The following is an 18,943-nucleotide window of genomic DNA, read 5'->3' as shown; positions in this document are numbered from 1 at the left end:
TGTTGGCCTGAACACACACAAGGAGCACCTGATGAGCATTGAGAACCGCAGCCAAGTCGTCGAAGCCTTTCTGCAGCAGATACGCGCCATCCATCAGCGCGGCGTCGATCGGGACGCACTGAACAGCATCGTCACGCTGCTTGAGGGGCTGGCGGAACGGCGCGATCTGTTCAACTTCGACACCTTTCCCGCGCCGGTGCCAGGCGAGGGTGACACCGCGTTCCGCTACCGGCTGAACGACGACGGCGAGACCCCGACGCTGTACATGAACTCACTGCTGCCAGGCAAAAGTACGCTGCCCCACAACCATGAAACCTGGGCGGTAATCGTTGCCGTCGAGGGTCAGGAGATCAATTACGTGTGGGCGCGCACGGACGACGGCAGCGATCCGGCGTTCGCCCGGCTCGCGCTGGAAAAGGAAGTGGTGGTGCAGCCCGGAACGCCCATCAGCTTCCTCGGCGAGGATTTGCACGGCATCAAAGTCGAGGGCGAGCAACCGACCCTGCATTTCCACTTGTACGGGCGTCCGCTGGAATCTTTGAACGGGCGCTATGGCGTGAACCAGGAAGGCAAGGTGCTCAATTACAACGCCTCGCAAATGGCCCCCTCGATCAAGGCCTACGCCTGATGGCGCTCTACAACAGAATCACGAGAACGTCATGAGCCAAAAAGTTACCCCGCAACAATTACACGCCTGGCTGTTCGACGGACAGGAAATCGCTGTATTCGATGTCCGCGAACACGGCCAGTACGGTGAGGCACATCTGTTTCACGGGGTGAATCTGCCGTACAGCCGCCTTGAGCTGGACGTGCATCGCCTCGCCCCCAATCCTCGGGTTCGCCTGGTGGTTTACGACCGCGATGATGGTGAACTCGCCGTACGCGCCGCGCAGCGTCTTGAAGCGCTGAGCTACAGCGGCGTGCATATTCTTGAGGGCGGCACCGATGGCTGGCGCGCCGCCGGCCGTGAGCTGTTTGCCGGGGTACACGTGCCATCAAAGGCCTTTGGCGAGTTGGTCGAAGAGGCCCGGCATACGCCGCATATCAGCGCCACCAAGCTGGCGGCGATGCAAGCCGGTGGCAAGCCGCTGGTGTTGCTGGACGGCCGACCATTCGATGAATACCGCAAGATGACCATTCCCGGTTCGGTCTGCTGCCCGAATGGCGAGCTGGGCTATCGGCTGAACGAGCTGGTACCGGATGACACCACGCCCATCGTGGTCAACTGCGCCGGCCGCACGCGCAGCATCATCGGTGCGCAAACGCTGATCGACCTTGGGGTGAAAAATCCGGTCTACGCCCTGGAAAACGGCACCCAGGGCTGGTATCTCGCCGACTTGCCGCTGGAGCACGGCAGTGATCGCCGATACCCGAATGTCCCGGTCGGCGCTTCGCTGGATAGCCAGCGTCAGGCAGCTCAACAGTTCGCCCGGCGCGCCGGGGTGCAGGCGGTGGACGCGGCGCAGGTTCTGGCATGGTTTGCCGAAGAGTCCCGCAGCCTGTTCCTGTGCGACGTGCGTACCCCGGAAGAATTTGCCCTCGGCAGTTTGCCTGGCGCGCAACACACGCCGGGTGGGCAGTTGATCCAGAGCACCGACTTGTACATCGGCGTGCGTCAAGCGCGCTTGGTGCTGGTGGACCATGACGGCGTGCGCGCACCCATCGTTGCCGCCTGGCTGCGTCAGCTGGGCCTCGACGCTTATGTACTTGAAGGCGGGTTGAGTAGCGGCTTGCACTTGCCGATCGACAATTCAGGTGCTTTCCCGGCCCTGGCTGGCATAGAAGCCGCCGAACTGGCGGAGGCGCTCAGAGACAATGCGGTCACGCTGATCGATCTGCGCGGTAGCATGGCGTTTCGTAAAGGCCACATCGAGGGGGCGCGCTGGTCGATTCGCCCTCGGCTGGCTGCGGACGTGCTCTCGCAGTGGAAACCTGTCGTGCTGGTGGCGGAGCAATCTGCCGTAGCGGCGCTGGCTGCACTGGAGTTGTCGGAGGAGTTGCGCGGCTCGGTGCGCTGGCTGGATCTCAATACATGGCAGACGGCAGGTTTCAACCTCAGCGAAAGCGCCGGTGATCCGCCTGACGAGGACTGCATTGATTTTCTGTTCTTCACCCATGACCGTCATTCGGGCAACAAAGCGGCGGCTCGGCAGTACCTGGCGTGGGAGATCGGCCTGCTGGGGCAAATGACCGAGCAGGAGATCGCCAGTCTCAAGCCCTTGTTGGCCGTTGCGGAGGAAGATCGCGTTCGTACCCGGTTGGTGCATGCCGCCCGTGGCGCAAAGGGCGAGGGCCGCGCGGCGTGAACCCGCCGGTCACGCGAATGAGCACCGTGCTCTTCGACAGCCTGGGCGATATGCGTGAGGCACGAAAGCGTCGCGACACCGAGCGCGTGCTGAGCTACGGTGCGCGGGGCAACCCGACCGCGTTCGAACTGGAAGACCTGATCACCGAGCTTGAAGGCGGCTACCGCACACGCCTGTTCGGCACTGGCCTTGCGGCGGTGGCGCAGACATTCCTGGCTTACCTGCGACCGGGCGATCATGTGTTGATCACCGACGCGGTGTATTCACCGGTGCGGCAAATCGCCGAAGCATTCCTTGCGCCGTTCGGTATTCAGTACAGCTACTTTTCTGCCGACGGCAGCGGCCTGGAACTACAGCTGCAAGCCAACACCCGAATGGTCTACACCGAGGTTCCCGGATCGCTGTTGTATGAACTGTGCGACCTTCCGGCGATTGCCGCGTTGTGCCGATCGAAAGGGGTCCTGCTGGCGGTCGACAACACTTACGGCTCCGGGTATCAGTACCGGCCTCTGGCCCTGGGCGCCGACATTTCCATCATGGCCCTGACCAAATACCTGTGCGGTCACAGCGATGTGGTCATGGGCAGCGTCTGTACCACCCAAGCCGTCTGGCAGCGTCTGGCCGTCATGACCGACACCTTCGGCAATACCGTCAGTCCGGACGATGCATATCTGGTGCTGCGCGGTGCCCGTACCCTGGCCGCGCGGCTGGACGTCCATGAGCGTCAGGCCTTGCAGGTCGCGCACTGGCTCCAGCAACAGCCGCAGGTCAAAAACGTGTTCCATCCAGCGCTGCCCCACCATCCGGGCCACGCTCTCTGGAAGCGCGACTTCAACGGCAGCAACGGCTTGCTCACCTTCGAACTCGCGGACACCGACCCCCGCCATCTGGAACGCTTCATCGACGCCCTGCAACTGTTCGGCCTGGGTGCGTCATGGGGCGGGTTCGAAAGCCTGATCATCGTCGCGAACGTCGGTGATCGTGACAACGCGTCGGACAAATCCTTGAACCCGTTGCTGAGGCTGCACATTGGTCTGGAAGATGTGGAGGCGTTGATTGAGGATTTGCGGAGGGGTTTGCGGCGATGGTTGATAGGCGACATTAAATTGGTAGCTATAAATATGTAACGCATGTGGCGCGGATACCTCCGTCATCATTCGCTGCTTTGGTATGCGGTGAATTTGGCAATGAGGAGACAGGGAAAGGGGACTGACCTGCGCAATCAGGTCCTCAAGTCGAAAGCGCGCGAATTGGTTAATCAAACCGTCGAGAAGTCCGCTGGAGTACGATCACTCGGTATTAACGGCGAGGCAGTGAAATTCTTACCTATTGATCCCGCGGCGCTCGCAATCAGCGATGGCTGGGAGCGCTGCCATTATCCTTGGCGAGCGGTGCCTGAGTGGAAGCTAAAAGATCCGAAAGGTCTTGACCTCGCCCTGTGGCATGCTCAGGAGCTTTGCGGTTTATGTTACGCAACACCTCGTCGAAGCCGTTTGCGGATCAAGATTATCTTGCTGGAAGGTCAACCGACTGAGAGTCATCCCCTGAAAGGGTCGGTTGCCCCATTGATGTTGATGGCGGTAAGGGTTTACGCGCAGTTGCTGAGATGCAAAGTCATCCAGATCGAACGCCCCGAGCCAGGCGTGGTGAACTACTATCAGGCACTGGGGTTCGAGTTCGACACGGCTGGATGCCTTGTTATTTCAGCCGATCGTTTCTAGGATGTCCCCCAAGACCACAGCAGGGAGGTGCTCATGAATATCAAAAAACGCAAGGCCAAGATTCGGGAAATGACGGAATTCAGTGCCGAAGCGCACAAGCGTGCTGCGGAGTATGCCCAAGCTCAGCTGCACTTTCTGCGCGTAGCGATCGAAATTGGAAGAGACCTTGAGCCAGCCGGCCCCATGGCTGGGTTCAGGGGCTGAACCTTCAAAAGAAAACCGCCGATATCGGCGGTTTTTTCTTGGGCGGCGATCAGCGCCTCCCGCCTATGGCCTGAGCATCCTGCGCGTGCCGCGCTCCGTTCTTCATGGCCGTGAGTTCTTCAAAAACCCTAACAACGCCAGCACTGGAAATGCACTCCCGACAATGACAATCCACACCCAGCCACCATGGTCATACAGCGCGCTGGCGACCACCGAGCCAATCGCGCCGCCGATAAAGATGCTGGTCATGTACAGCGCGTTGAGCCGGCTGCGGCTTTTGGCGTCCAAAGCGTAGACCGCTCGCTGGCCGAGGACCATGTTCATCTGCACGCAAAAATCGAGGATGACGCCGGTGACTGCCATGCCGATCACGGCGTAGGCAGGGTCAATCAGGCTGGGCAGAAAACTCAGTGCGGCGAACAGCATGGCGCACAGGCTGGCGACGCGGGTGTGGCCGGCGTCGGCCAGGCGGCCGGCGATGGGGGCGGCGATGGCGCCGATGGCCCCGACCAGAGCGAAGAGGGCGATCTGGCTTTGCGACAGGCCATGATTGCGCGCCAGTTCCAGCGGCACGGCGGTCCAGAACAGGCTGAAGGTCGCGAACATGCACGCCTGATAAAACGCGCGCTGGCGCAGGACCGGCTGTTTGCGCAGCAGGGTCCACAAGGATTTGAGCAACTGGCCATAGGTGGCGGTGTGGGCCGGCTGATGTTTCGGAATGGTGGTCGCCAGCACCACGCTGATCAGCAGCATCACCACGGCGGCCGTGCCGAACACCGCGCGCCAGCCAAAGTGGTCAGCGATCAGACTGGCGGCGGGTCTCGCCAGCAGGATGCCCAGCAGCAGACCGCCCATGATGCTGCCGACCACGCGCCCGCGTGTTTCTTCCGGTGCGAGGTTGGCGGCCAGTGGCACCAGAATCTGTACCGCCACCGAGCTGAAACCCACCAGCAACGAGGCGACCAGGAACAGATTGGGCGTTTGCGCGAATGCGGCGCTGAGCAGGCTGAGAATGGCGACGCCGGTGGTCACGATCATCAGGCGACGATTTTCCAACAAGTCGCCCAGTGGCACGAGGAAGAAGAGGCCCAGCGCGTAACCGATCTGGGTCAGTGACACGATGAAGCTGGCGAGTGTGCCGGACAGGCCGATGTCCGGCGCAATCAAGCCAATGATGGGTTGCGCGTAATACAGGTTGGCAACGATTGCGCCGCAGCAGAACGCGAACAGCATCGCCAGGCCCTTGGTCATTGTGGTGCCGTGGCTTGCGGAAGAAATGGACGTCATGGGAGTACCCGGGAGAGGTCGCAGGCCTGACAGAGACGGCTCTGGTACGGCGTGCAAAAAGGAGTGGCGGGAGCTTAACGCTTTTTCGTTGCGTTAAGAAGAGGCTTCGCCGAATAGGTACGCGATCTGTCCAGGCGGGCGTTTACGTGACACGTCTTGCGCACCAAAGGCGGGCAGCCCCCGCCCGCTATGTTGATGCAAGCGACGCTCCGGTCGGTGGCCCGAAACTTTTCCGCGTGCGCTCCGGTCACTTCCTACACATACCCCTCACACCCCATCGGAAATAAAAACTATGCCTCGGGCAATCTGGAAAGGCGCGATCAGTTTTGGGCTGGTGCATATTCCTGTGGCGCTGGTGTCGGCGACGTCGCGGCAAGGTGTCGACTTCGACTGGCTGGACAAACGCAGCATGGACCCGGTCGGTTACAAGCGCATCAACAAGGTCTCCGGCAAGGAGATCAATAAAGAAAACATCGTCAAAGGCGTGCAGTACGAGAAGGGGCGCTACGTCGTTATCAGCGAGGACGAGATTCGCTCGGCGCACCCGAAATCGACCCAGACCATCGACATTTTCGGTTTTGTCGACAGCGACCAGATTCCGCTCCAGCACATCGACACGCCGTACTTCCTTGCCCCGGACAAGCGCGGCGAGAAAGTCTACGCGCTGTTGAGGCAGTCACTGGTCGATACCGGCAAGGTGGCGCTGGCCCATGTGGTGATTCGCACCAGCCAGCACTTGGCGGCAGTGATGCCCCTGGAGTCGGCGATCGTCCTCGTGCTGCTGCGCTGGCCCTCGGAAGTGCGTGGCCTCGACAGCCTTGAGCTGCCCAAGGAGGCCACCGACGTCAAGCTCAGCAAGAGTGAACTGGACATGGCCAAGCGCCTGATCAAGGACATGAGCACCGAATGGACGCCGGACGCCGAAGAGTACCGCGACACCTTCCAGGACCAGATCATGTCGCTGGTGGAAACCAAGGCCCGCGAAGGCAAGATCGAGAATGTGGAAACGGACGCTGGCGACACCGAGCGCAAATCGGCCGATGTCATCGACCTGACCGAACTGCTCAAGCGCAGCCTGGGCGGTCGCGGCGCTGCAGCGAAGGCGGCGCCCGCCAAAGCCAAACCGGCGAGCAAAAGCAAAACCGAGTCCAAGGACGATGCGCCGGCGAAGCGTCGTGCGCCGCCCCGGAAGAAGACCACCAAGGCCTCTTGAACGCGTGTCCTGTTGTAGCGTTAAAAGATGCACCGTTCCACTGCGCAGAGGTTCATCGTCATGACAAAACCTGTGAGTGAATACACCCGCAAGCGCAACTTCGATGTCACGTCCGAGCCGGCCGAAAGCGAGGGCCAGACGCGAAGCGAGAAAGGCAAGGCGCTGAGTTTCGTCATTCACAAGCACGATGCGCGCAATCTGCATTACGACTTTCGCCTTGAGCTGGATGGCACGCTGAAAAGCTGGGCAGTGCCGAAAGGACCGAGCCTGGACCCGAAGAACAAGCGCCTGGCGGTGCACGTCGAAGACCACCCGCTGGGCTACGGCACGTTTGAGGGCAGCATTCCCGAGGGCGAATACGGCGCTGGCGACGTGATCGTCTGGGACCGCGGCATCTGGCAACCCCACGGCGACCCTCAGGAAACCTACAAGGCCGGCAAGCTCAAATTCACCCTGATCGGTGAAAAGCTCACCGGCGACTGGGCGCTGGTGCGGACCCGCTTGCCGGGCAACAGCGACAAGGAGCAGTGGCTGTTGATCAAGGAAAAGGACGATGCCGTGCGCTCGGGCGAGGAATACGACATCGTGGCCGACAAGCCGGCCAGCGTGGTCAGTGGCGCGACGGTGGGCGAGGGGCGCGCGCCGGCCAAGACCGCTAAACGTAAATCGGACACGTCTGAACCCGTTGCCGAGACCTCTACCGCGAAGAAGCCCGCAAAAAAGCCAGCGGTGAAAGAAGCCAAAGCGCCTTCGCCCAAAAAGAGCGGCGTGCCAGCCAAGCTCTCGCCTCAGTTGGCGACGCTCATGGACACCCCGCCCGAGGGCAAGTGGTTCTACGAAATCAAGTACGACGGCTACCGGATTCTGACTCGCATCATTGATGGCGAGGTGAAGTTTTTCACCCGTAACGGCAATGACTGGACCGAGCGACTGCCGTTGCAGGCCAAGGCCATCGGCGAGTTGAAACTGGACAACTGCTGGCTGGACGGCGAAGTCGTGGTGCTCAACGACGCCGGGTTGCCGGACTTTCAGGCGCTGCAGAATGCGTTCGACATCGACCGCAGCATGGACATCATCTACTACCTGTTTGACGTGCCGTTCCTGAACGGAGAAGACCTGCGCGAGATGCCCGTGGAAGACCGTCGTGCGGCGCTGAAGAAAGTGCTGGGGCGACAGAAAAAGGGCCTGCTCCGGTTCTCCGAAGCCTTCTCTGCCGGCCATCGCGACATCATTGAAAGCGCGAGTCTGATGTCCCTCGAAGGCGTCATCGGCAAGCGAGCTGGCAGCGTGTACCAGTCGAAACGCAACGCTGACTGGATCAAGCTCAAGTGCAAGCTGCGGCAGGAGTTCGTCGTCGTCGGCTTCACCAAACCTCAGGGCGCGCGCAATGGTTTTGGCGCGCTGTTGCTGGCGGTGAATGAGGAGGGCGCGGGTCTGGTGTATGCCGGTCGGGTCGGCACGGGGTTCAATCAACAGATGCTCGGCGACTTGCTTGAGCTGATGAAACCGCTGGAACAGGACGCTTCGCCGCTGGCGAAGAAAGTGACCAGCGCCCAGGCCCGGGGTGTGCACTGGATAGAGCCGACCTTGGTGGCGGAGGTCGAGTTCGGCGAATGGACCCGCGACGGCATCATTCGTCATTCGGCGTTTGTTTCGTTGCGCAGCGATAAGCCCGCCAGCGAAGTGGTTCACGAATACCCCAACACGCCGAAAGACATCAAGGCACCGTTCAAGCCCAGCGCCGCCAAGGCCAAGGCGCCGAGCAAAAAATCCGCAACCAGCGCCGAGTCTTCAGCCGAGAAACCCAAGCCTGCCAGCAAGCGTGCGGGCAAGGACCGTATCGACGTGGCCGGCGTGATGGTCAGCCATCCCGAACGGGTAATCGATGCCGAAAGCGGTCTGCACAAGATTGAGCTGGCGCAGTATTACGAATCGGTGGCGGACTGGATTCTGCCGCACCTCGACCATCGGCCCGTGGCGCTGTTGCGCTGCCCCGAAGGCGTGGAGGGCGAGCAATTTTTCCAGAAGCATTCCGAGCGCATGGCGATTCCCAACATCAAGCAGCTAGACCCCAAGCTCGACCCCGGCCATGCACGGTTGATGGAGATCGACAGCGTCAAGGCGCTGGTGGGTGCCGCCCAGATGGGCACCATCGAACTGCACACCTGGGGCGCAACGTACGATCAGATCGAGCTGCCGGACCACTTCGTCCTCGATCTCGACCCGGACGACCAGTTGCCCTGGCGCAGCATGATCGAAGCCACGCAACTGACGTTGTCGACCCTCGACGAGCTGGGCCTGGATGCGTATGTCAAGACCAGCGGCGGCAAGGGCATGCACATCGTCGTACCACTGGCGCGCCGGGCCGACTGGGAGTCGGTCAAAGCCTTCGCGAAGGCGCTGGCGCAATTCATGTCACGGGAGTTGCCGGACCGATTCACCGCGACGTCCGGGCCGAAGAACCGGGTCGGCAAGATATTCATCGATTACCTACGCAACAGCCGGGGCGCCAGTACGGTCGTGGCCTACTCGGCGAGGGCGCGGCCGGGGTTGCCGGTGTCGGTGCCGATCACCCGTGACGAGCTGACCGAGGTGAAGTCAGCGGCGCAGTGGAACATCGCCAATCTGCAGCAGCGGTTGCGCAAGCTGAAGGCTGACCCGTGGGCCGGTTACAAGAACACCCAGCGGCTGACCAAGCCGATGTGGAAACGCCTGGGCGCCACGCCGCCGGCGTGAAGCATGGGTCACCCGTCGACAGCGCTGATCAGGCTGCGGCGCAGTTGACCGGGCGCTATCCCGTAGGTGTCCTTGAAGACTTTGCTGAACGCCGCCTGGGATTGGTAGCCGACCTGAGCGGCGATGTCGCTCAGGCCTTCTTTCGACGCACTTAATAATCCATAGGCCCGTTGCATGCGAACCTGGGTCAGCAACGTCCACGGCGAGCTGCCGCTAAGTTTCGTGAACGCGCGCATGAAGGTCGCGCGGGACATGTTCGCCCGTTCAGCCAAGGCGTCGACGTTCCAGTCGTGGGCCGGGTTTTCCAGCATGGCCTGCCACGCCCGACCCAGCCGTTTGTCTGTCAGCAGCGCGAGGCTCCCGGTGTGCTGCGGGAACTGGCCAAGGTGCTCGCGCAAGACGAGGGTGAACAGCGCCGAGGTCAATGCATTGACCATGAACTGGCCCCCGCCAGGTTGGCGTCCGCTTCACTGCGCAACAGCGCGACCAGCGCCGGCAACGGGTCGCCGCTGCCCAGCGCCTGGGTCGAGACCTTCACATGATCGGGGAGGGACGAGAACAGCATCGCGTAGGGCTGATGGATGAAGCGGCCGCACAGTAAATCCAGCTCGACCCCGTCGCCGAAGCGTTGCATCGGCAGTAAGCCTGCGTCAGTCCGGCGCTGGGGCCGAGAAGGCGTCACGCGCTGGCCGGGGCTCAACAACAGGTGCTGGCTGCCTCGCGGCAGAACCAGAATGTCCCCTGCCGTCAGGGTCAATCGTTGTCGATCGGCCATCTCAACGTGACAGTGCCCGGCCAGCACAATGTGGTAGGGCGACGTGCCGGCGGGTTCCTGTGCATGGTCGAGGGCCCAGTCACCCTGAAACTGACAGCGAAGGTCGAGGCTGCCGCGGATGTCAGCGAGGGCGATGAGCGTATCAATGGCATTCATAGGCGACTTTCGGACAAAAGAATGAGCCAAACGAGCAAGTCGCCGCGCCGTGGTTGGCGGAGACTGAAGGTGTTCCGGCGCAGTCTAGTCGCCGCCCTCAGGAGATACCAACATGTTCAGCAATTGGCCCGATCTGGTTTCCACCATCAAGCAATCGTTTGGTGCGCTGTCCAAATCCAACCCGAAAATGGTCAAGGCCTACATGGTCCTTGGCGAAGCCGCTGCCGAAAACAACGTTCTCGACGCCAAGACCCGCGAATTGATTTCCCTCGCCGTTGCCGTCACTACTCGCTGCGACGGCTGTCTCGGCACCCATGCCCAGGCCGCGATTGCCGCTGGCGCGACCCGCGAAGAAGTCGCCGCCGCCCTGGCCACCGCGATCTCGTTGAATGCCGGCGCCGCGTACATCTACTCCATGCACGCGCTGGAAGCGTATGACGCGCTGAAGTCATAAATCGCGGTAACTCGCGGCGATACGCAAAGGCTGGCAGGTATATTCGCCGGCCTTACGCGTAGCTTCTGTACTCGGTTAAATCACTTGATCCCGTCCGTCCGCTCGCCCACCTCCGCTGGATAAAACTCCCCTTCAAGCCCTGCGGTCAGCAGGCGTTCACGCACTTGTGTTTCGACTTCAAGCACCTGCTCAGAGTCGTCGATGTCGTCAACCACCAGCCACACCGGCATGACGTTCTGACCATGGGTGCCTTCGCTGAGCATGTCGTGGGAGAAGACTTGGTTGGCGCGCCACAGGCACAGTTCGTCATCGGTGTGGCCGGGTTCGCGAACGGCAGTCGGCGAGGTCAGCCAGATTTCGGTGTAGGGGCGCAGGTCGGCGTTGGCGAGTTCGTTCAGGGTAATGACGGTTTTCATTTCGTGTCTTCCAGTGTTCAAGATGGAGTTCTGACGCATGGGGCTGCCCAGCGTTCCCGCGATCTGCGCAGGTGGTCGCGGTATTTGCGGTATTCGGCGAGATCGGGAGCGTCTGCCTAACGGCAGACATTTCGCCTTCGGCGAGTTACTTGGAAAAGTCGAAAGTCGCACCATCCCCAAGTAACCAAGGGTGCTTGCTCTCGGTTGGGCCCGACTTCGTCGGGTTCCCTCACTCCGACGACGCTCCGTGGGCCCGCGCCGAACGGACATCCATGTCCTGACGGCGCTCTCGCCGCATCCATGCGGCTCGGCCCACTCCGCGAGACCTGCGTTCAGCCTGCACCCAAGTCGCGATTGATGTCGTCTGGGATTCTTGTGTTTGAAGATCAAGATCAAGATCAAAGGCTTCCCGGCTGAAGCCGGTCCTACGGGGGGCGCAGTGTGCTTTTTAGTGGGACCGGCTTTAGCCGGGAAGAGGCCGGCCGGGGCGCAGGCATTCTTGCGGTGTTTAGAGGGGACAGATTTATTTACAACGCTTCACCGTAAATTAATCTGTCCCCGGTTCAGAGGTTTTCGATCGTTCCCACGCTCCGCGTGGGAATGCATCCAGAGACGCTCTGCGTCATTCCGAATAATTACGGGGAGTGATTGAGTTCCAGCGCGGACCTGCGATCTGCGCAGATGGTCGTACAGACTTGAACCCACGGCGCACGCGAGGGGTCGATCAATCACTGTGCGCTCACGTCAGCCCGCCACGGAGACATGCCCGTGACCGACCCACGCCCGCTCACCCGCAGAAGACTGATCACCCTGGCAGCAGGTGCCTCGGCGGCGCTGGTTCTTGACGCCTTCGGGCGCCGTGCGCAAGCATCCGAGGCCCCACCACCCGGCACATCGCCCGGTCAACCAGGAGAGCGGAACATGCTCACGCGAGACATTCCATCCAGCGGTGAAGCCTTGCCGATGATCGGACTTGGCACCTATCGGGGGTTCGATGTCGAACCCGCCAGCGACGCGTACAAACTGCTGCCCGCTGTGGTCGACCAGCTGTTTCAGGCGGGCGGCACGGTGATCGACAGTTCACCGATGTACGGCCGCGCCGAGGAAACCACCGGCGAGTTGCTGTCGATCCATCAGCCGTCATCGCCAGCGTTCCTGGCGACCAAGGTCTGGACCCGAGGACGGGACGAAGGCATTGCCCAGATGGAAGCGTCGTTTCGGCTATTGCGAACCGCGCGCATCGACCTCATGCAGATCCATAACCTGCTGGACTGGAAGACCCACCTGCCGACGCTGCGTCAGTGGAAAGAGGAAGGGCGGATTCGTTACATCGGTCTGACGCACTACACCCCATCGGCCTACGCCGAGGTGGAAGCTGCGCTGAAGGCTGAGGCGTTTGATTTTCTGCAGATCAATTACGCACTGGACGATCGCGCTGTCGAGGCACGGCTGCTGCCGCTGTGCCGTGAGCGGGGAGTGGCGGTGATTTGCAATCGGCCGTTCGGTGGCGGCGGTCTGCTCGGCCGCTTGCGCAACACGCCGCTGCCGGGCTGGGCGGGGAGGTTCAGGCCAGGAGCTGGGCGCAACTGGCGCTGAAGTTTCTGATCTCACACCCGGCGGTGACGTGCGCGATCCCCGGTACGGGCAATCCCAAATACATGAAGGAAAACGCCGAAGCTGCGCGTGGTCCGTTGCTCACCTACGCCCAGCGGCAACAGCTGATTGCATTGGTGGGGTGAGCCCCAGTCAGGGGACTGATTTATTTACAACGCTTCAGCGTCAATCAATCGGTCCTCGGTCCTGAGGCTTGGCCGACACCGGCCCGGTCATCATCTATTCACCAGCTTCGCCGGCAACGCCACCACCAGCAGGCTGCTCAAAATCAAACACCCGGCGAAGAACCACAACGCCCCGGCGCTGCTGCCGGTGACGTCGATGGCGATGCCCATCATCGAGTTGCTCACCAGCCCGGCGATATTCGCCAGCGAGCAGGCCAACGCGAAACCCGTCGCTGCCGCCCGGCCCTTGAGGAACGTTGCCGGCAGGCTGAAGAACACCGGTACCGCGCCAATGATCGCGGCCGAAGCGACGGCGAACAGCGCGACGGTCACGACCAGGTTATGGGTGAAGAACGGGCTGGCGGCCATGGCCACGGCGCCGATCCAGAACGGCACGATGATGTGCCAGCGACGTTCGCGACGGCGGTCGGAGCTGGCGCCGATCATCAGCATGCCGATCAGCGCGGCCACGCTGGGCAATGCGGTCAGCACGCCGATGTGGAAGGTGTCGGTGACCCCGGCGTTTTTGATGAACGTCGGCATCCAGAAGCCCATGGCGTATGCGCTGAGCAGGATCGAGAAGTCGATGCCGCCGAGCATCCACACCTTCAGATTGAAAAAGCCGTCGCGAAAGCTGTGCTTGCTGTCTTTGCCCTCAACGTCGTCCAGGCGCAGTTCGCCTTCCAGCAGGGTTTGTTCGGTGCTGTTCAGCCATTTGGCTTCTTTCGGATTATTCGGCAGCGCCCAGAACGTCATCACCCCCAGCAGCACGCTGGGAATGCCCTCGATCAGGAACAGCCACTGCCAGCCGCGCAGCCCGGCGGTCTGGTCGAAATGGCCCATGATCCAGCCCGACAGCGGGCCGCCGATGACGCTTGAAAGCGGCAGGCCGATCATGAACAACGCGATGATGCGGCCACGGCGGTAGGTCGGGAACCAGGTGGTCAGGTAGAACAGCACGCCGGGCAGAAAGCCCGCTTCAGCGGCGCCAAGGAGAAAGCGCAGCACGTAAAACTGCGTCGGCGTGCTGACGAACAGCGTGCAGGACGACAGCAAGCCCCAGGTGATCATGATCCGCGCGATCCAGATTTTCGCGCCGACCTTTTCCAGCACCAGGTTGCTCGGCACTTCGAAGAGGATATAGCCGACGAAGAACAGCCCGGCGCCCAGCCCGAACGCGGTCTCGCTGAAGTGCAACTGGTCGAGCATCTGCAGCTTGGCGAAGCCGATGTTGATGCGGTCCAGGTAAGCGGCCAGGTAGCAGAAGCACAGGAAGGGAATGAGCTTCCAGGTGATCTTGCTGTACAGCGCCTTGATCGGGTCCGCGGCTAAGTTCGCGGAGGTTTCTACATTCGCAGAGGGCATGGGTGTCTCCTGGCGGTTCTACGACCGGTGAGCGCGGCGGCGGCTGATTTTGCCTGTGTTTGCGGTGTTGTCATATGGGGAAGAAGCGGCAAGCGGTAAGCTTCAAGCTGCAAGAGGGGACCGCGTGCTCTTCACTTGCGGCTTACCGCTTGTAGCTTGCAGCTCATCGCTTACCGGTTGCCGCTCGCATGTGCGTCATAGCCTCCTGCTTACCAACCACATCCCCATACTTGCTGTCGATGTCGAACAGGTTCGCTTCGTGGGGATCGGGGTGACGGTCGCCCACGCACTCCCGCACCACGATGGTCCGGAAACCATGCTGCACGGCATCTACCGCTGTCGCCCGGATGCAGCCGCTGGTGGAGCAACCGGCCAGCACGACGGTGTCGATCCCTTGGGCGTGCAGCATTGATGCCAGTGACGTGCCGAAGAACGAACTCGCGTACTGCTTGCTGATGACGACCTCTTCGGGCAACGGCTGCACGGCCTCGCAGAACGCGGCCAGCGGATTGCCTTCGACCATGTCCTTCATCACCGGCGCTTTTTTCACCCACATGCCGCCGTCCGCGAAATGCGTGGGGTGGTAGCGGATATTGGTGTGCACCACCGCGATGCCGTGTTCCCGTGCGCAGGCCAGCAGCTCGACGCTTTCGGCCACCGCGCTGACCACGCCCGGCGCATACAACGGCGCACCGGGTTGGGTGTAGCCCTGCATGAAATCGATCATCAACAGGGCCGGTTTCGCACCAAAACCGATGCGATTGCCCCAGACGCCCTGATAGTTGGCGTCCGCGCTTTGTGGGTCGGTCATTGGGTTCTCCTGTTCATCGTATTAAGCAAAGGCCGTTAATTGAGCGGCGTACCGAGAAAATCCCCGAACGCGGCAAAGAACCCCGGGAGGTTGTCCCACGGAATCATGTGCCCGGCGTTTTCCACCCGCGCGATCAGAATGTTCGGTTGCAGCTGTCGGATTTCGGCTTCGTCTTGCGCCTGAATCACGCCCCCACGCTCGGCGACGATGAGCAGGGCAGGGACCGGCAGGTTCGGCAGGTCCTGATGGAAATCCACGTCATGGAAGTCGTTGAAGGCGCGCACGATGGCGGGTTCGTAGCAGGTGTGCAGCCACTCGGCGCGCAGCTGCAGTTGCTCCTCGGTCCAGGTCGGGCAGAACGCGCGCATGTCTTCCGCGCTCATGCCCTGTTGCGACTGGCGGATCGAATCGACGTACCACGGTAACTTCGCCGGGTATTCACGACGCCCCGGACCGGACACGGGCGGATCGATCAGCACCAGGCTTTTCAGCCCCTGCGGACAACGCACCGAAGCGCGTACGGCAAATCGCGCACCCATCGAATGGCCGGTCAGGTGATAGCTGTTGATGCCCATGGCGGCGGCGAACGCACCGATGTCGTCGGCGCAGGTGTCGACGCTGTAATCCAGATCCGGTCCCGTGGAAGAAAGCCCGCGACCGCGCGCATCCAGCACGTAGGTGTCGAAAGACTGGCCCAGGTGTTCAGCGACGAACCCCCAGGTGATCGCCGGGCTGGTGATGCCCGGGATCAGGATCAGCGCCGGTTTGCCCGCGTGTATGTCGCCGCCGTAGCGCAGGTAATGCTGACGGATGCCGTTGGCCTGAACGTTGCCACCCTGAATGAAGGTGCTCATGCCGCCACCCCCGATTTCAGCTCCTGGCCGTATAAGTCGTAACCGTAGACCCAGGCCGGATCTTCCTGGGTGCGCAGCCAGGTGTTGGCGTTGGAAACCGCTTGCACGCGAGAGGCGCGCTCCTTGCGATTGGCTTCGTACAGCTGGAACGCGGTGCGGTAGTCGCTGAGGCCGGTTTCCTGCAGGCAGCGGGTGAGCATCGCGGCGTCTTCGATGGCCATGCCAGCGCCCTGTGCCATGTGCGGCTTCATCGGGTGGCAGGCATCGCCGAGCAAAACGAGGCGGCCGCGACTCCACAGCGGCAGCGGGTTGCGGTTGAGCAGCGGCCACTTGGTCACGGTTTCAGTGGACTCGATCAGGGCCTGCACGGTGGGGTGATACCCGGCGAAGGCTTCGTACATTTCGTCCCGGCTGCTGTCGACCCAGTTGCCTTCAAAATCCCATGCGGCATGGGGCACGCCGGTGACGTAGTAGTACTCATCGCGCTTGCCGGTGGTGTGGTAAACCATCATGTGACGGTCCTCGCTCCACCATTTCACGCAGTTCTCGAACTCCAGGTTGTATTTGCTCAGCACCTCGCTGGGGATCAGCGCGCGGTGGGCGACCCAGCCGCTGTACAGCGGTTTCTCGTGGCCCAACAGCTCTTCGCGAATCCTGGAATTGATGCCATCGGCGCCGATCACGATGTCGGCGTCGGCATGGGTGCCGTCGGCGAAGTTCAGACGCACGCCGTTTTCGCGTTCCTCCAGGGTGGTCAGGCACTTGCTGAAGTGCACGCTGCCGGGCGCCAGCGTCGACATCTGCAGTGCGTGCAAATCGCCACGGTGCACGGTGATGTAGGCCGCGCCGTATTCTTTGAGCGAGAACTCGCCCAGGGCGATGCGCGACAGGTAGTCGCCGGTCGCACCGTCGCGGCTGAACCAGAAATCCGGGTGCGAACCCATGTCGCTGAGCTGTTGCTCAATGCCCATGCGCCGGAAGATTTTCATGATGTTCGGGCCCATGTGGATCCCGGCGCCGATGCGTGAAAACGCAGGGGCCTGTTCGTAGATGTCGACGTGGAAACCGGCTTTCTGCAACAGCGTCGCAGCCGCAGCGCCCCCCAGACCGGATCCGACGATGGCGATTTTTTGCGTGGTTGGCATGGCGCGCATTCCCTCGTGTTTCGTGAGTTCTGAGTCACAGGAGCTCTGAATGACCGCGAGGCGAGATTGATTGTCTCGTAGCGGTGTTTTTAAAGTGTATACGCTGATAATTTTAAAAGTGAACCGATATTTCCAGAAACGGCCGGCGGTGTCGCAAACAGGCATGTCACTCGCTGTAACCCATATCTGCTGGTATCTGTGTGGTTAGGTATCAGAATGGCGTGCCTATTGCAGCGGCGCACGGATTGATGTCTTATCGCTTTTAATAAGTGTGTACGCTTTAAAAAATGCACTGGTCTGATGCGCGACGCCTTGCAATGGTGCATCCGGCTCGTCATCCGCCCCAGAGGAGAAAAGAGATGCCGGTTAGCGATTGCGAATTGACCCAGATGTTCGAGCACGTCCTGAAACTGTCGAAAGTGGACGCGACCCAGAGTGTCGCGGTGCTTAAGAGCCACTACTCCGATGCGCGTACGGTGCGTGCCGCGATGGACGCTGCTCAACGCTTGGGCGCCAAGGTGTATGCGGTGGAGCTGCCGTCGTTCAATCACCCCAAAGCCATGGGCAACGACATGACCGCCTACTGCGGCGACACCGCGCTGACCGGCAATATTGCGGCACAACGTGCCCTTGAGGCGGCGGACCTGATCGTCGACACGATGATGCTGCTGCACTCGCCGGAGCAGGAGCAGATCCTCAAGACCGGCACGCGGATTCTGCTGGCGGTGGAACCGCCGGAAGTGCTGGCGCGGATGCTGCCGACAGTCGCGGACAAAGAGCGAGTGCTGGCCGCCGAACAGGTGCTGAAGGCGGCCCGGTCGATTCAGGTGAAGTCCCGCGCCGGCAGCGATTTCCGCGCGCAATTGGGGCAATACCCTTCAGTGACCGAGTACGGTTTCGCCGACGAGCCGGGCCGCTGGGATCACTGGCCCAGCGGTTTTCTGTTCTCCTGGCCCAACGAAGAGACCGCCGAGGGCACGCTGGTCATTGATGTCGGCGACATCGTCCTGCCGTTCAAAACCTATTCCCGCGAGCAAATCACGCTGGAGATCGACAAGGGGTTTATCACCGGGATTCACGGTGGTTTCGAGGCTGAGTACCTGCGCGAATACCTGAAGTACTTCAACGACCCGGAGGTCTACGGGATTTCCCACATCGGGTGGGGCCTGCAACCGCGCGCACAGTGGACGGCCATGGGCCTGCACGACAAGAACGACGGCATGTGCATGGACGCCCGGGCGTTCTATGGCAATTTCCTGTTTTCTACAGGGCCGAATACCGAAGTCGGCGGCACCCGAAAAACCCCGTGCCATCTGGATATCCCGCTGCGTCGTTGCGATATATATCTCGATGATCAGGCCGTGGTGCTGGCGGGGGAAGTGATGGCGCCCGAGGCATCGAAAGCCTGAGGCAGCTTCCCCGCGACCGTGAGACCCGTAGGCGTGAGCTTGCTCGCGATCGCATTCAGAACGCGGTCCCTGTGGGAGTGAGCTTGCTCACGAAGAGGCAGGTACATCCACCAGAGATCCGACGGTAGGAATACCGTCTTCGCGAGCAAGCTCCCTCCCACAGGAAGTGTGGCTGATCAGCAATACTGTCGGCGCCTGGGCTGACCTCTTCCCGGCTAAAGCCGGTCCCACTAAAAGCAGCGCGTGCATTCTGTGGGACCGGCTTCAGCCGGGAAGCTTTTGATCTTGATCGTTCCCCCGCTCTGCGTGGGAT

At 61.5% G+C, this 18,943-nt stretch carries 15 protein-coding genes and 2 pseudogenes; 9 read left to right on the top strand and 8 right to left on the bottom strand.

Annotated elements, in window-relative coordinates:
- The first annotated feature begins 31 nt into the window (after positions 1–31).
- The 4 genes and pseudogenes from JN403_RS21300 (at position 32) to JN403_RS21285 (ending at position 4,231) form a co-directional block, all read left to right on the top strand.
- The gene (locus JN403_RS21300) at positions 32–628 is read left to right on the top strand and encodes a cysteine dioxygenase (protein ID WP_205484145.1); all 597 of its coding nucleotides are present in this window, start codon (positions 32–34) and stop codon (positions 626–628) included.
- A gap of 31 nt (positions 629–659) precedes the next feature.
- A pseudogene (metC, locus tag JN403_RS21295) lies at positions 660–3,433 on the top strand (cystathionine beta-lyase).
- A gap of 3 nt (positions 3,434–3,436) precedes the next feature.
- Positions 3,437–4,027 carry an N-acetyltransferase gene (locus tag JN403_RS21290; RefSeq protein WP_240356720.1) on the top strand — a complete coding sequence of 197 codons (591 nt, stop codon included), beginning with the start codon at positions 3,437–3,439 and terminating at the stop codon, positions 4,025–4,027.
- Positions 4,028–4,060: 33 nt separating this feature from the next.
- Positions 4,061–4,231 carry a hypothetical protein gene (locus JN403_RS21285; RefSeq protein ID WP_172611525.1) on the top strand — a complete coding sequence of 57 codons (171 nt, stop codon included), beginning with the start codon at positions 4,061–4,063 and terminating at the stop codon, positions 4,229–4,231.
- Between the two features lie 102 nt (positions 4,232–4,333).
- Here JN403_RS21285 and JN403_RS21280 read toward each other — a convergent pair whose 3' ends face one another.
- Positions 4,334–5,518: an MFS transporter gene (locus tag JN403_RS21280; RefSeq protein ID WP_240356718.1), complete on the bottom strand. Its 1,185-nt coding sequence runs from the start codon at positions 5,516–5,518 to the stop codon at positions 4,334–4,336.
- Between the two features lie 292 nt (positions 5,519–5,810).
- On the opposite strand from JN403_RS21280, the gene JN403_RS21275 reads away from it, so the two are divergent.
- Entirely contained in the window at positions 5,811–6,731 is a 921-nt protein-coding gene (locus JN403_RS21275) for a Ku protein (RefSeq protein ID WP_205484144.1), read from the top strand.
- 60 nt (positions 6,732–6,791) lie between these two features.
- On the top strand, positions 6,792–9,467 hold the full coding sequence (gene ligD / locus JN403_RS21270; RefSeq protein WP_205484143.1) for a DNA ligase D: 2,676 nt from the start codon (positions 6,792–6,794) through the stop codon (positions 9,465–9,467).
- Positions 9,468–9,475: 8 nt separating this feature from the next.
- Here the strand turns inward: ligD and JN403_RS25955 are convergent, their stop codons facing one another.
- Positions 9,476–9,904, bottom strand: a complete 429-nt coding sequence (locus tag JN403_RS25955) for an AraC family transcriptional regulator (protein WP_345945827.1) — start codon at positions 9,902–9,904, stop codon at positions 9,476–9,478.
- Positions 9,889–10,398 (bottom strand): cupin domain-containing protein, encoded by a 510-nt coding sequence (locus tag JN403_RS25950; protein WP_345945826.1) that lies wholly within the window; start codon positions 10,396–10,398, stop codon positions 9,889–9,891. Before JN403_RS25950 ends, JN403_RS25955 begins: the two co-directional genes overlap by 16 nt.
- Positions 10,399–10,510: 112 nt before the next feature.
- Here JN403_RS25950 and JN403_RS21260 point away from each other — a divergent pair, with 112 nt between their 5' ends.
- The gene (locus JN403_RS21260; RefSeq protein ID WP_205484142.1) at positions 10,511–10,852 is read left to right on the top strand and encodes a carboxymuconolactone decarboxylase family protein; all 342 of its coding nucleotides are present in this window, start codon (positions 10,511–10,513) and stop codon (positions 10,850–10,852) included.
- Between the two features lie 80 nt (positions 10,853–10,932).
- Here JN403_RS21260 and JN403_RS21255 read toward each other — a convergent pair whose 3' ends face one another.
- Entirely contained in the window at positions 10,933–11,268 is a 336-nt protein-coding gene (locus JN403_RS21255; protein WP_205484141.1) for a hypothetical protein, read from the bottom strand.
- Positions 11,269–12,189: 921 nt separating this feature from the next.
- Between JN403_RS21255 and JN403_RS21250 the strand changes: the two are divergent.
- Positions 12,190–13,007: pseudogene (locus tag JN403_RS21250) on the top strand (aldo/keto reductase).
- A gap of 90 nt (positions 13,008–13,097) precedes the next feature.
- Here the strand turns inward: JN403_RS21250 and JN403_RS21245 are convergent.
- The 4 genes from JN403_RS21245 to JN403_RS21230 form a co-directional block, all read right to left on the bottom strand.
- The gene (locus tag JN403_RS21245) at positions 13,098–14,411 is read right to left on the bottom strand and encodes an MFS transporter (protein WP_205484140.1); all 1,314 of its coding nucleotides are present in this window, start codon (positions 14,409–14,411) and stop codon (positions 13,098–13,100) included.
- A gap of 163 nt (positions 14,412–14,574) precedes the next feature.
- Positions 14,575–15,222: an N-carbamoylsarcosine amidohydrolase gene (locus JN403_RS21240; protein WP_122624115.1), complete on the bottom strand. Its 648-nt coding sequence runs from the start codon at positions 15,220–15,222 to the stop codon at positions 14,575–14,577.
- A 35-nt stretch (positions 15,223–15,257) separates the two neighbouring features.
- Complete coding sequence (locus JN403_RS21235; protein ID WP_205484139.1) at positions 15,258–16,076, bottom strand: alpha/beta hydrolase; 819 nt, start codon at positions 16,074–16,076, stop codon at positions 15,258–15,260.
- The gene (locus JN403_RS21230) at positions 16,073–17,221 is read right to left on the bottom strand and encodes an FAD-dependent monooxygenase (RefSeq protein WP_122535180.1); all 1,149 of its coding nucleotides are present in this window, start codon (positions 17,219–17,221) and stop codon (positions 16,073–16,075) included. Before JN403_RS21230 ends, JN403_RS21235 begins: the two co-directional genes overlap by 4 nt.
- A gap of 359 nt (positions 17,222–17,580) precedes the next feature.
- On the opposite strand from JN403_RS21230, the gene JN403_RS21225 reads away from it, so the two are divergent.
- Complete coding sequence (locus tag JN403_RS21225) at positions 17,581–18,630, top strand: 2,5-dihydroxypyridine 5,6-dioxygenase (protein WP_205484138.1); 1,050 nt, start codon at positions 17,581–17,583, stop codon at positions 18,628–18,630.
- The last annotated feature ends 313 nt before the right edge of the window (positions 18,631–18,943 follow it).

It is taken from the genome of Pseudomonas sp. 15A4, from assembly GCF_016925575.1.
Lineage (GTDB): Bacteria > Pseudomonadota > Gammaproteobacteria > Pseudomonadales > Pseudomonadaceae > Aquipseudomonas.
Note: the sequence above shows the minus strand (reverse complement) of the source record. Positions and strands in the feature narration are given on the sequence as shown.